The organism is Nocardia sp. NPDC055029, from assembly GCF_053608525.1.
On sequence record NZ_JBSGVQ010000006.1, the window covers coordinates 148,990 to 161,524 of the forward strand.

Sequence of the window (12,535 nt, forward strand, 5' to 3'; positions counted from 1 at the left end):
CGGGGATAGCGACGCCAACAAGCAGTTCAGCCCCCAGTACGAGGAGCAGATTTGACCGACCTGATCCACTCTGTATCAGCGAATTCCGCGAACGATCCCGCCGCGGCGGCACCCGCCGCAGGCGCCGAGTCCGCCACCAGACCGACCGGTGAGCGGGTCCGGGTGATCCGCGAGGGAGTGGCGTCGTATCTTCCGGATATCGACCCCGAGGAGACCAGCGAATGGCTGGAATCCTTCGACGACATGCTCGACCGCGAAGGCCCCGGCCGCGCCCGCTACCTGATGTTGCGGCTGCTCGAGCGTGCGGGCGAACGCCGCGTCTCGATTCCGGCGCTCACCTCCACCGACTACGTGAACACGATTCCCACCGAGAACGAGCCGTGGTTCCCCGGTGACGAGGAAGTCGAGCGCCGCTACCGCGCCTGGATCCGGTGGAACGCCGCGATCATGGTGCACCGCGCGCAGCGCCCCGGCATCGGCGTGGGTGGCCACATCTCGACCTACGCGTCCTCGGCCGCGCTCTACGAGGTGGGCTTCAACCACTTCTTCCGCGGCAAGGACCATCCCGGCGGTGGCGATCACATCTACATCCAGGGCCACGCCTCGCCCGGCATCTACGCCCGCGCCTTCCTCGAAGGCCGCCTCAGCACCGACCGGCTCGACGGGTTCCGGCAGGAATACAGCCACGGCGGACCCGGCCACGGCCTGCCGTCGTACCCGCACCCGCGGTTGATGCCGGACTTCTGGGAGTTCCCGACGGTATCGATGGGCCTCGGCCCGATGAATGCGATCTACCAGGCCAGGTTCAACCACTACCTGCACGATCGCGGCATCAAGGACACCTCCGACCAGCACGTCTGGGCGTTCCTCGGCGACGGCGAGATGGACGAGCCGGAGTCGCGCGGCCTGATCCAGGTGGCCGCCAACGAGGCGCTCGACAACCTGACCTTCGTGATCAACTGCAACCTGCAGCGGCTCGACGGCCCGGTGCGCGGCAACGGCAAGATCATCCAGGAGCTGGAGTCGTTCTTCCGCGGCGCGGGCTGGAATGTCATCAAGGTGGTCTGGGGTCGCGAGTGGGACGCGCTGCTCGGCGCCGACCGTGACGGCGCGCTGGTGAACCTGATGAACACCACGCCCGACGGCGACTTCCAGACCTACAAGGCCAACGACGGCGCGTACGTGCGCGACCACTTCTTCGGTCGCGACCCGCGCACCAAGGCGCTGGTCCAGAACATGTCCGACAGCGACATCTGGAACCTCAAGCGCGGCGGCCACGACTACCGCAAGGTCTACGCGGCCTACGCGGCGGCGATGGCGCACAAGGGCCAGCCGACGGTGATCCTGGCCAAGACGATCAAGGGCTACACCCTCGGCAAGCATTTCGAGGGCCGCAACGCCACCCACCAGATGAAGAAGCTGGCGCTGCAGGACCTCAAGGACTTCCGCGATCTGCAGCGCATCCCGATCACCGATGCCGAGCTGGAGAAGGATCCGTACCTGCCGCCGTACTACCACCCCGGCATGGACAACCCGGCCATCCAGTACATGCTGAGCAGGCGTCAGTCGCTCGGCGGTTTCGTGCCGGAACGCCGCTCGCCGGCCAAGCCGCTGACGCTGCCCGGTGACGAGGCCTACCGCTCGGTGCGCAAGGGGTCGGGCAAGCAGAAGGTCGCCACCACGATGGCGCTGGTCCGCCTGGTCAAGGAGCTGTTGCGCGACAAGGAGATCGGCAAGCGCATCGTGCCGATCATCCCCGACGAGGCCCGCACCTTCGGCATGGACTCGTGGTTCCCGACGCTGAAGATCTACAACCGCAACGGCCAGCTCTACACCTCGGTCGACGCGGAACTGATGCTCGCCTACAAGGAGAGCACCGTCGGCCAGATCATGCACGAGGGCATCAACGAGGCCGGTTCCACCGCGACCTTCACCGCGGCGGGCACGTCCTACGCCACCCATGGCGAGCCGATGATCCCGCTCTACATCTTCTATTCGATGTTCGGGTTCCAGCGCACCGGCGACAGCTTCTGGGCCGCCGCCGACCAGCTGGCGCGCGGTTTCGTCCTCGGCGCCACCGCGGGCCGCACCACGCTCACCGGCGAGGGCCTGCAGCACAACGACGGGCAGTCGCTGCTGCTGGCGTCGACGAACCCGGCCGTGGTGACCTACGACCCGGCGTTCTCCTTCGAGATCGCGCACATCATGCGCGACGGCCTGCGCCGGATGTACGGCGGGACCACCCCGGCCGTGAGCCCGCTGCCCGGCACGAATCCGCCCGAGGACGGCGCGTTCGCCGGGGAGAACATCTTCTACTACATCACCCTGTACAACGAGCCCTACCAGCAGCCCGCCGAGCCCGACGACCTCGACGTCGAAGGCCTGCTGAAGGGTTTGTACCTGTACCAGCGTGGTGGTGAGGGCAGCATCCGCGCGCAGATCCTGGTCTCCGGCGTGACCGTGCCCGACGGTCTGCGCGCCCAGGAGATCCTGGCGCAGGAGTGGGGAGTGTCGGCCGACGTATGGTCGGTGACCTCGTTCGGTGAGCTGCGCAGGGAGGCCCTCGACAAGGAGATCCAGGCCCTCAAGCACCCCGACACCGATCCGGGCGTTCCCTACGTCACCCAGGCGCTCGCGCAGACGCAGGGCCCGGTCGTGGCCGCGACGGACTGGATGCGCGCGGTCTCCGACCAGATCCGGCAGTGGGTGCCTGGCGACTACATCACCCTGGGCACCGACGGGTTCGGCTTCTCCGACACCCGCCCGGCCGCCCGCCGGGTGTTCAACGTCGACGCGCAGTCGATCGTGGTCGCGGTGCTCGAGGGCCTGGTCAAGGACGGCACGCTGGACAAGGCGAAGGCGGTCGAAGCGGCGGCGAAATACCGCATCGACGACGTCTCCGCCGCGCCGAAGCCGAGTGCGGACGCAGGCGAGGAACTCGCGTAGCGGACTATTGGACTGTGGAGCGCAAACCGCCGCGGCCCCGTCGGATCACCGAGGGCACCAGCGAGCACGAGGTCTATCTGCCGACGGGGGCACTGTCCCCGAATCGGCAGACCCGTGATCCGCTGCCCGACACGCTGCTCAAGCGGGTCAAGCAGTTCTCGGGCCGACTGTCCACCGAGGCGGTGGGGTCGATGCAGGATCGGCTGCCGTTCTTCGCCGATCTGGACGCCGCGCAGCGTGCGGGCGTCCAGATGCTGGTGCAGACGGCGGTCGTGAACTTCCTGGAGTGGTTGCAGGATCCCGACTCCGATATCCGCTTCAGCCTGGACGCGTTCCAGGTCATTCCGCAGGATCTGGCGCGGCGGCTGACGCTGCGCCAGACCGTGGACATGGTGCGGGTGGCCATGGACTTCTTCGAGCAGTGGCTGCCCGCGCTGGCACGCAACGATCGTCAGCTGGTCGCGCTCACCGAGGCGGTGCTGCGGTACGGGCGTGAGCTCGGTTTCGCGGCCGCCTCGGTGTACGCGAGCGCGGCCGAGTCGCGCGGCGCGTGGGATACCCGCCTGGAGGCCCTCGTGGTCGACGCGGTGGTCCGCGGCGACACGGGTCCCGACATGCTCTCCAGGGCCGCCACGTTGAACTGGGACGCCACTGCGCCCGCCACCGTGCTGGTCGGTACGCCGCCGGCGGACCAGGGCGTGTCGACTGTCGGCGCGGTGCACACCATCGCGAGCAGACACGGCAGGGCCGCGCTCGCGGTGGTGCAGGGTGCGCGGCTGGTGATGGTCGTCAGCGGGCACCTGGGTGACGCCGGGATCGCCTCGCCGTTCCTGGCCGACCTGCTCGCCGACGTGTTCTCCGAGGGCCCGGTGGTGATCGGCCCGACCATGCGCACCCTTGGCGCCGCGCACGCCAGCGCGATCGAGGCATTGGCGGGCATGGAGGCCGTGGTGGGCTGGCGCGCCGCGCCAAGGCCCGTTCACGCGGCGGAGTTGTTACCGGAACGGGCCCTGCTGGGCGATAGAGCTGCAATAGAGGCGTTGAACGAGTATCTTGTGCTCCCGTTGGCTGCTGCCGGATCTTCGTTATCCGACACACTCGACGCGTACCTGGATTGTGGTGGAGCAGTAGAAACGTGCGCGCGTCAGCTGTACGTCCATCCAAATACCGTTCGGTACCGTCTCAAACGAATCGGCGAGATCACCGGACGTGATCCCATGAATCCACGAGACGCCTATGTGCTCCGGATCGCGGCCACAGTGGGCCGTTTGACACGAACACATAACGAATCGTCACCCTCCGTCACAGAAACCCCGCCCACCCCAGTGGGCTACGAGCCCCTGTAACGAGATCGGGCAATCGGTCGATCGGGACACCCCACCTCGGATTTTGTGGGACCCCTACAAAACCCGTCCGAAAGCTTCATTCGCGCCGACATCTCGTGCGGCGGGGGTCACAGTGTTTTCTTAGGGAGTGATCGCGTTGTTCACCCCTGGACAGGGGTCCCAGACACCCGGCATGCTCGCGCCCTGGCTCGCACTTCCCGGTGCGACTGATCGCCTCGAGCTGTGGTCGAAGGCCGCCGGCCTCGACCTGGTCCGTCTCGGTACCACCGCGACGGCCGAGGAGATCGTCGACACCGCGGTGACCCAGCCGCTCGTCGTGGCCGCCGCCCTGCTCGCGTTCGCCGAAATCGCCCCCGAGACGATTCCGGCGGATACCATCGTCGCCGGACACTCGGTCGGCGAATTCGCCGCAGCCGCTGTCGCCGGCGTCATCACCGCCGACGAGGCGGTCAGCCTGGCCGCCATCCGCGGCCGGGAGATGGCCAAGGCGTGTGCGCAGGAGCCGACCGGCATGTCCGCGGTGCTCGGTGGCGACGAAGCCGCCGTGCTCGCACGGCTCGCCGAACTCGATCTCGTTCCGGCCAACCGCAACGCGGTCGGCCAGATCGTGGCAGCGGGTCGCCTGGAAGCTCTGGCGGAGCTCGCCGCGAACCCGCCGGAGAAGGCACGGGTCCGCGCGTTGCCCGTCGCCGGTGCGTTCCACACCGCTTTCATGGCCCCGGCCCAGGCTGCTGTCGCCGATGCCATCGCTCAGATCTCGCCGAGCGACCCGATCCGAACCTTGCTGTCGAACTTCGACGGCAAGCCGGTCACCTCGGGCGCCGACGCGATCGACAAGCTCGCCGCTCAGGTCACCCGCCCCGTGCGCTGGGACCTGTGCACCGAGACCGTCCGCGAGGCAGCTGTCTCGGCCGTGGCCGAACTGCCGCCGGCGGGCACCCTCGTCGGAATTGCCAAGCGGGAACTGAAGGGCACGCCCAACCTGGCCCTGAAGACCCCGGATGACCTCCCCGCGTTGGTCGAACTGACCATCTCCGGCTAGCTTTCCCCACGCGGTCGCGCACGACGAGGTGCCGGCCGTTCAAGACCCCTACCAAATGAGAACAAGAAGGGAGCCACCAAAGTGGCCGCTCTGACCCAGGAACAGATCGTCGAAGAACTCGGCAAGATCATCGAAGAGGTTACGGGTATCGAACCCTCCGAGGTGACCATCGAGAAGTCCTTCGTCGACGACCTGGACATCGATTCGCTGTCCATGGTCGAGATCGCTGTGCAGACCGAGGACAAGTACGGCGTCAAGATCCCCGACGAGGACCTTGCCAGCCTGAAGACCGTGGGTGACGCTGTCTCCTACATCCAGAAGCTCGAGGCGGAGAACTCCGACGCCGCCGCGGAGCTCAAGGCCAAGTTCGACGCCGAGTAGGGCTGAACCAGTGACCACTCCTTCCACCCTGAACGGGAATTTCCCCAACGTCGTCGTCACCAGCATGGCGGCGACCACGTCGATCGCGGGTGACGTCGATGCGACGTGGAAGGGACTCCTCAACGGCGAGAGCGGAATCGACGTTCTCGACGATCCCTTCATCGAGGAATACGACCTGCCGGTGCGGATCGGCGGTCACCTGAAAGTCAGCCCCGACACGCTCCTGAGCCGGGTCGAGATCCGCCGTATGGCGTATGTCGAGCGCCTGGCGACCGTCCTCGGTCGCGAGGTGTGGAAGAACGCGGGCAGCCCGGAGGTCGACCACGACCGTCTGGGTGTCGCGATCGGCACCGGTCTCGGTGGCGGCGACGCGCTGATCGACTCGGTCGACAAGCTGAAGAACGGTGGCTATCGCAAGATCTCGCCGCTTGCTGTTCAGATGGTCATGCCGAACGGTCCGTCGGCCGTCGTCGGTCTCGAGCTGAAGGCCAGGGCGGGAGTGGTCACTCCGGTCTCGGCGTGCTCGTCGGGTTCGGAAGCCATCGCCAACGCGTGGCGGATGATCGTGATGGGTGACGCCGACATGGTCGTCACCGGCGGTGTCGAGGGCTTCATCTCCGATGTCCCGATCGCGGCCTTCTCCATGATGCGTGCCACGAGCACCCGCAACGACGATCCGAAGGGCGCCTCACGGCCGTTCGACAAGGATCGTGACGGCTTCGTCTTCGGCGAGGCCGGGGCGCTCATGACCATCGAGACCGAGGAGCACGCCAAGGCGCGCGGTGCCACCATCCACGCGCGTCTGCTGGGTGCGGGCATCACCTCCGACGGCTACCACCTGGTCGCTCCCGATCCCGCGGGCACCGGTGCGGCCAGGGCGATGACCCGTGCGATCCAGACCGCCGGTCTGACCAAGCAGGACATCACCCACATCAACGCCCACGCGACCGCGACCCCCATCGGCGACGCCGCCGAGGCCAACGCGATCAACTTGGCCGTGGGCAACCACGCTTCGGTATACGCACCGAAGTCGGCACTGGGCCACTCGATCGGCGCCGTCGGTGCCCTCGAGTCCGTGCTCACCGTGCTCGCCATCAGGGACGGCGTCGTTCCGCCGACGCTGAACCTGGACAACCAGGATCCGGCGATCGATCTCGATGTGGTGCACGGGCAGGCCCGGCACCAGGAAATCGAGTACGCGATCAACAACTCCTTCGGTTTCGGTGGGCACAACGTCGCGCTCGCCTTCGGTCGGGCATAGCCGCCGACTGCATTCACGATCGCCGGTGGGGTCGCGCCAACTGAATGGTTCGACCCCACCGGCGGTTCGCCCTACGCAGCCGCCGTAGCGGCAACTCTCTTCGAAGGCAGGAGACGACGACGCGATGACCATCATTGCTCCCGCGTTTAACGACACGACGACCGATCCGCGTGACCCGCTCGGCCGGCTTCAGCGATTCTTCGACCCCGGTACCGTGCTTCCGCTGCACCCGCGGGACAAGTCCGGCGTCCTGGCCGCGATCGGCGAGGTCGACGGTGTCCGCACCGTGGCCTACTGCTCGGACGCCACCGTCATGGGCGGCGCGATGGGCGTCGAGGGCTGCAAGCACATCGTCGACGCGATCGACACCGCCATCGACTCCGGTATCCCGGTCGTCGGCCTGTGGCACTCCGGCGGCGCTCGCCTCGCCGAGGGTGTCGAGGCGCTGCACGCGGTGGGCCTGGTCTTCGAGGCGATGGTCCGCGCGTCCGGTCTGGTCCCGCAGATCTCCGTGGTGCTCGGCTTCGCCGCCGGTGGCGCCGCCTACGGTCCCGCGCTGACCGACATCGTCATCATGGCCCCCGAGGGCCGTGTCTTCGTCACCGGTCCGGACGTCGTGCGTTCGGTGACCGGCGAGAACGTCGACATGGAGACCCTGGGCGGGCCCACCACACACTTCAAGAAGTCCGGCGTGTGCCACATCGCCGCCGACGACGAAGCCGATGCCATGCACCGCGCCCGTCGGCTGGTCTCGATGTTCGCCGAGCAGGGCGAGTTCGACCAGGCTGCGGCCGAGCACGGTGATATCGACCTGAAGGCGATGCTGCCCGCCTCGCCCAAGCGCGCCTACGACGTCAAGCCGATCATCCACGAGCTGCTCGACAACGTCGACGGCGAATCCTCCTTCGAGGAACTGCAGGGTGGCTACGCCCGCAGCATGGTCGTCGGTCTCGGTCGCCTCGGTGGCCGTACCGTCGGCGTGCTCGCCAACAACCCGCTGCGCCTCGGCGGCTGCCTGAACTCCGAAAGCGCCGAGAAGGCTTCACGTTTCGTGCGCCTGTGCGACGCGTTCGGCATCCCGCTGATCGTGGTCACCGACGTCCCCGGCTACCTGCCCGGCGTCGGCCAGGAACTCGAGGGCGTCGTCCGCCGCGGCGCGAAGCTGCTGCACGCCTTCGCCGAAGCCCGCGTCCCGCGCGTCACCCTGGTGACCCGCAAGATCTACGGCGGCGCCTACATCGCGATGAACGCCCGCTCCCTCGGCGCCACCGCCGTCTACGCCTGGCCCGGCTCCGAAGTCGCCGTCATGGGTGCCAAGGCCGCCGTCGGCATCCTGCACAAGAAGGCACTCGCGGCAGCCCCCGAAGCCGAACGCGAAGCCCTCCACGAGCGCCTGACCGCCGAACACGAGCAGATCGCAGGCGGCGTCGAACGCGCCGTCGCCATCGGCGTCGTCGACGAGGTCATCGACCCCGCCAAGACCCGCAGCATCATCGCCGCGGCCCTGGCCTCGGCGCCTGCGCGCAAGAGCCACCACAAGAACATCCCGCTCTGATCCCAGCGCGCCAGCTGTACCTCGGCCGTCGCCCTCTTCCCGAATGGGAAGTGGCGGCGGCCGTTTCGCGCGCCTCAGTTGTATTCATCGATATCGAGCTCCGCTCCGGTCGCCACCAGGAACTTGAGCACGGCTGTCGTGAGATGCCAACCCAGTGGACGCGGCCACTTGTGGACATCGGCCGACATCGTGCCGCCGGGCGCACCATGGACGCCATCGGGATCGTCGTAGTAGCGCACGACCTGCATGCTCGCGTCGACGTCGGGGCGGTTGATCAGTGAGATCAGCCGGGGGAGTACCGGTGTCAGCCGACCGATCAGGTGCTCGATCTGTTCGTCGATGCTCTCGGTGCTGTGCCGGGCGATCTGCCAGCTGTGGGATCGAGGAAGGCGATGCTCCGCGGACTTACTTCCCTGCACTCGTGCTCGGTCCGGCTCCATGGTCAGGTGGGCGGTCATCTCGACCGCCGACATCGTCTCGCTGTACAGCGCGAAGTAGGAATACTGTCGGATCTTGATCACCGCGAGATCCCACCACGCGCTCGGCCATTTGCCGAACGATTATCCGTGAGTAGGAATCCGGCAGGCTGGAAACTCACGTGCGGCCTGGCGCATCGGCCCGTAGCCTGACCTCCACACGGAGGGACGGGGATCGGTGGTTCGGAGAAGTCCGCAGGAGAAGAAGGCGCTCAGTTACGCGAAGGATCGTCGTAACTGCTACGGCGAGAACGACAAGAGCTCACGCAAGAACATCCCGCGCAGCAAGCGCATTCTGAATCGAGTCGACCGCCGGCGCGAGGGCATCTTCGCCGGTGCTACCGGACCGGTGGATCTCGCTGCCGCCGAGCAGTGCGAGGTGGACCTGTTGTCGACCCGATCGAAGTGGCAGACCTCGGGCTGGTGGAAGATGCCGGACGCACCGCTGCGCGATGTCGTGGCCGTCAAGCTGCGACGAAGGTTGCGGGCGAATTCGATCGAGAGCAGTCCATCCACCCAGTGAGGGTGCACTGGAGTTCTCGGGCGGGGTCGGTTACGGTGTGGCCGTGAATAATTCTCGTGGAAAGGGCGCCGTGCGCCCCTGCCGGTGAAGCCCGGCGCGTGGCTGGTTCCCGATGACGACCAGACCACGTATCTCGCTCATGCACTCGAACTCGCCGCTGTGCACGGTCCAGGACCGTTGCCGCGGGAGGGGCATCCGTATCCGGATGAGGTACCCGGTGAGCGGAAGTTTCTGAATTCGACTGTGCTGGATGGTATCCAGACACATCACTTCGCGAACGAGACCGCGTCGGCGGCCGAGATCGTGGCGGCGGTGCGGGCACTCGTCGAGGAACCCGATGATGCCGCGATAGCGGCGCTGCACGACCTGCTCGCCGAACAACGAGCGCTCGCCGTGGCCGACGATCTATGTCGAGAATTGCGCGCTGCCACAATGCCTGCCGAGCGGGTTCGGTCGGTGGCCAGGCAGTTGACCGATCTGGGGACGCGCCGTGGTGCGGTGGCGCTCGGCATGGTGATGCTCGGCGTGGTCGGTGACAGCCGGGACCGGGAGGTCCTGCTCGTGCTGGGTTCGCTGGGCGATTTGACTTTGTATGCGGTTGTGGCGCTGGCCAATTCGCAGCCGGATCGGGATCGCGCCGTGTTCGAGATGGCCCGTCGGGTCGACGGCTGGGGACGTATCCACGCCGTGGAACGGTTGGCCGGAACAGATGATCCGGAGATCAAAGCGTGGTTGCTGCGGTACGGTTTCCGCAATGGGGTGATGAACGAATACCTCGCTCATCTTGCCGCGACCACGGGTGATCTCCGGGGCGCGCTCGCCGAATCCGTGGTCGACGACGAACTTCTCGACGGTGCGGCCGAGATTCTCAAGGCGCTGTCGGCCATCGGTGGCCCCGCCGCGGACATCCGGCAGTACCTAGATGCCCTGCCGGTCCTGGCCCGGTACGCCGACCTGCTGGCCGTGGCGGTGCCGACACTGAGCCGTATCTCGGGTGTCCAGTCGGTTGTCTACCTGCTGAGGAAACAGTCTTCGGAACTGGACTGGCCGCCGGCCGAAGTCACTCGGACGGCCGAGGCTTACGCGACATTGCTCGCCAGTCCTGACTGGACCGAGTACGTGACGGCGAGGCTTGCCGACCCGCACGGCCCCTTCGGGTTCAACAGGGCGCTACGAGTAGCCGAAGCTGTCGGTGTCGATGCGTATTCGCACGCCGTGGCACACCTCGGCGAAGATCCGCGGAACGGGTACGTGTGGGCGTGGGTGGTGCGACGAACGCCGGACGCCGACGTCGCCCGCATCGCCGAACTCGCGCGAACGCTACTTCCACTCGACGAGATCGCTTGCGGCCCTGGGGTTGAGGCTATCCGGTGGGGCGAAGAAGGCATCAGCGACCACAATCTCGAATCCGTGCTGTCGATGCTGGGCCGCGCCACGCCGGGAACCGGGGAGCCTTTGGTGCAGGCCGCGCTGCGCGGCTACCCCGTGCGGCTGCGTCGTGCGGCCATCGGTGTCCTGACTTCCTGGTACGGAGAGACTCTGCCAGGAGAAGTCGCTGACCGGGTGGTGGCGGCAGCCGCGGTCGAACCCGATGATGATCTCCGTACCCGACTAGTCGCGCTCGCGCAGGATTCAAGCTGATTCATCACGATGGATTCGGCGCGGTGCAGGCTGGAGTCTGACGCACAGCTGAGCGCCGAGTTCGCGGAAACCCAGTGCCCGGGCGACGGCTCGGGACTGGGGGACTCGTGCTCGCCACTGGGGGAGGAGTCCAGCTGCCGACGCGTGTGCCACCGCGGCCGATGCGGTTGCTCGGGCGAGTCCCTGTCCGCGGCGGGTGACGCCGATGCCGTGAGCGGACCGTCGAGCCGGTAGCGGAACGTGGCGACGTCCCCAGTGTTGTCATTCGGTCAGTCCGAGCAGTGCGGCGGTGAGCCCGTAGTCGGGGCCGAAATCCTGCATGTTCCCGGAGCGGCAGCCGTCGGACTTCAGCTGGATCCGCTCGCAGAACACGCTGACGAGCTCGCCGGAGAGGGCGGTGCCGAGCTGGGCGTGTATTCGCACGAACCGTTGATCGTGGTTCATCGCGCCGTCGATGTTCTGCATCAGCAGCGGGACGATGTCGACGATCTCTACCATCGCGCCGGAGTTGGCGCGCAACTGGTTGGTGACGTTGGTCAGCCCCGTGAGCGAGGTCGACAGCTCGTCGGCGTGCTCACCGAACGTCGTGGAGCTGTTGGAGAGGAACGCGTTGAGCTGGTCCAGGGTGGCCTGCAGGCCGGGAGCCTGCTCGGCCAGCAGACCCGACATGGCGGTCATCCGGTCGCTGAAATCGCGGACCGACTGATCGTTGTCGGCCAGCATCGTCGTCAGCTCGTTGAGCTTGATGATGATGGTGGAGATGGCGTCCTTGTTGTCGACACCGACCTTCAAAGCCGAGGACAGCGCGTCGAGGGTCTCGCGGATCTTCTGGCCGTTGCCGTTGAGTACCGGGTAGAGGACCCGGCCCGAGAGCGGGCCGAGTCCTTCCTGTCCTTCTTCCGGCTTGAGCGCGGCGGAGAACTGGTCGATGGTCTTGATCATCGTGTCCAGCTCGACCGGCGTTCTGGTGCGCGCTTTGGGCAGGTGCCCACCGGATTTCATGAATTCGCCGCCGGTGAAGGGCGGAGTGATCTCGATGTGGCGGTCGGTGACGATCGAGGGCGAGATGATCGCGGCGATCGCCTCTTCGGGGATCTTCACGTCGCCGTCGATGGTCATGTGGACCTCGACGTAGGTGCCCTTGGGCACGATCTTGTCGACCTTGCCCACCGCCAGGCCCAGGACCATGACGTCGTTGCCCTCGTACATGCCCGCGATGTTCTCGAAGTCCGCGGTGATCTCGGTCGGACGGTTCCAGGCGTCGCCGGACTCACCCGGCAGCAGCGAACAGCCGCCCAGGGCCAGCATCATGGCGCAGGCCATCATCGTCCGCGCGGCTGTTCGGTGTCGTGTCGGCGGTGTCG

At 66.9% G+C, this 12,535-nt stretch carries 11 protein-coding genes; 8 read left to right on the top strand and 3 right to left on the bottom strand.

Annotated elements, in window-relative coordinates; translation table 11 throughout:
• The first annotated feature begins 162 nt into the window (after positions 1 to 162).
• The 6 genes from aceE (at position 163) to ACWF9G_RS08235 (ending at position 8,531) form a co-directional block, all read left to right on the top strand.
• Entirely contained in the window at positions 163 to 2,946 is a 2,784-nt protein-coding gene (aceE, locus tag ACWF9G_RS08210) for a pyruvate dehydrogenase (acetyl-transferring), homodimeric type (protein ID WP_452514589.1), read from the top strand.
• A gap of 44 nt (positions 2,947 to 2,990) precedes the next feature.
• Complete coding sequence (locus tag ACWF9G_RS08215) at positions 2,991 to 4,292, top strand: PucR family transcriptional regulator (RefSeq protein WP_379308092.1); 1,302 nt, start codon at positions 2,991 to 2,993, stop codon at positions 4,290 to 4,292.
• A gap of 127 nt (positions 4,293 to 4,419) precedes the next feature.
• Positions 4,420 to 5,334: an ACP S-malonyltransferase gene (locus tag ACWF9G_RS08220; protein WP_452514526.1), complete on the top strand. Its 915-nt coding sequence runs from the start codon at positions 4,420 to 4,422 to the stop codon at positions 5,332 to 5,334.
• Between the two features lie 81 nt (positions 5,335 to 5,415).
• A complete protein-coding gene (acpM, locus tag ACWF9G_RS08225) occupies positions 5,416 to 5,715 on the top strand; it encodes a meromycolate extension acyl carrier protein AcpM (protein ID WP_019046010.1) in 300 nt (99 codons plus the stop codon).
• 10 nt (positions 5,716 to 5,725) lie between these two features.
• Positions 5,726 to 6,976 (top strand): KasA/KasB family beta-ketoacyl-ACP synthase, encoded by a 1,251-nt coding sequence (locus ACWF9G_RS08230; RefSeq protein ID WP_379308057.1) that lies wholly within the window; start codon positions 5,726 to 5,728, stop codon positions 6,974 to 6,976.
• A gap of 124 nt (positions 6,977 to 7,100) precedes the next feature.
• Positions 7,101 to 8,531, top strand: a complete 1,431-nt coding sequence (locus ACWF9G_RS08235) for an acyl-CoA carboxylase subunit beta (RefSeq protein ID WP_379038898.1) — start codon at positions 7,101 to 7,103, stop codon at positions 8,529 to 8,531.
• Positions 8,532 to 8,605: 74 nt separating this feature from the next.
• Here the strand turns inward: ACWF9G_RS08235 and ACWF9G_RS08240 are convergent, their stop codons facing one another.
• Positions 8,606 to 9,052, bottom strand: a complete 447-nt coding sequence (locus tag ACWF9G_RS08240; RefSeq protein WP_452514527.1) for a DUF4279 domain-containing protein — start codon at positions 9,050 to 9,052, stop codon at positions 8,606 to 8,608.
• A gap of 133 nt (positions 9,053 to 9,185) precedes the next feature.
• Between ACWF9G_RS08240 and ACWF9G_RS08245 the strand changes: the two genes are divergently transcribed.
• Both ACWF9G_RS08245 and ACWF9G_RS08250 read left to right on the top strand, forming a co-directional pair.
• On the top strand, positions 9,186 to 9,530 hold the full coding sequence (locus ACWF9G_RS08245; RefSeq protein ID WP_379308060.1) for a hypothetical protein: 345 nt from the start codon (positions 9,186 to 9,188) through the stop codon (positions 9,528 to 9,530).
• A gap of 468 nt (positions 9,531 to 9,998) precedes the next feature.
• Positions 9,999 to 11,171, top strand: coding sequence for a hypothetical protein (locus tag ACWF9G_RS08250; protein WP_452514528.1), 1,173 nt, complete (start codon positions 9,999 to 10,001; stop codon positions 11,169 to 11,171).
• Here ACWF9G_RS08250 and ACWF9G_RS08255 read toward each other — a convergent pair.
• Together ACWF9G_RS08255 and ACWF9G_RS08260 are read right to left on the bottom strand one after the other, a co-directional pair.
• Positions 11,163 to 11,378: a GNAT family N-acetyltransferase gene (locus ACWF9G_RS08255; protein ID WP_379308093.1), complete on the bottom strand. Its 216-nt coding sequence runs from the start codon at positions 11,376 to 11,378 to the stop codon at positions 11,163 to 11,165. The genes ACWF9G_RS08250 and ACWF9G_RS08255 overlap by 9 nt on opposite strands.
• Before the next feature lie 54 nt (positions 11,379 to 11,432).
• Positions 11,433 to 12,482 (bottom strand): MlaD family protein, encoded by a 1,050-nt coding sequence (locus tag ACWF9G_RS08260; protein WP_452514529.1) that lies wholly within the window; start codon positions 12,480 to 12,482, stop codon positions 11,433 to 11,435.
• Between the last annotated feature and the right edge of the window lie 53 nt (positions 12,483 to 12,535).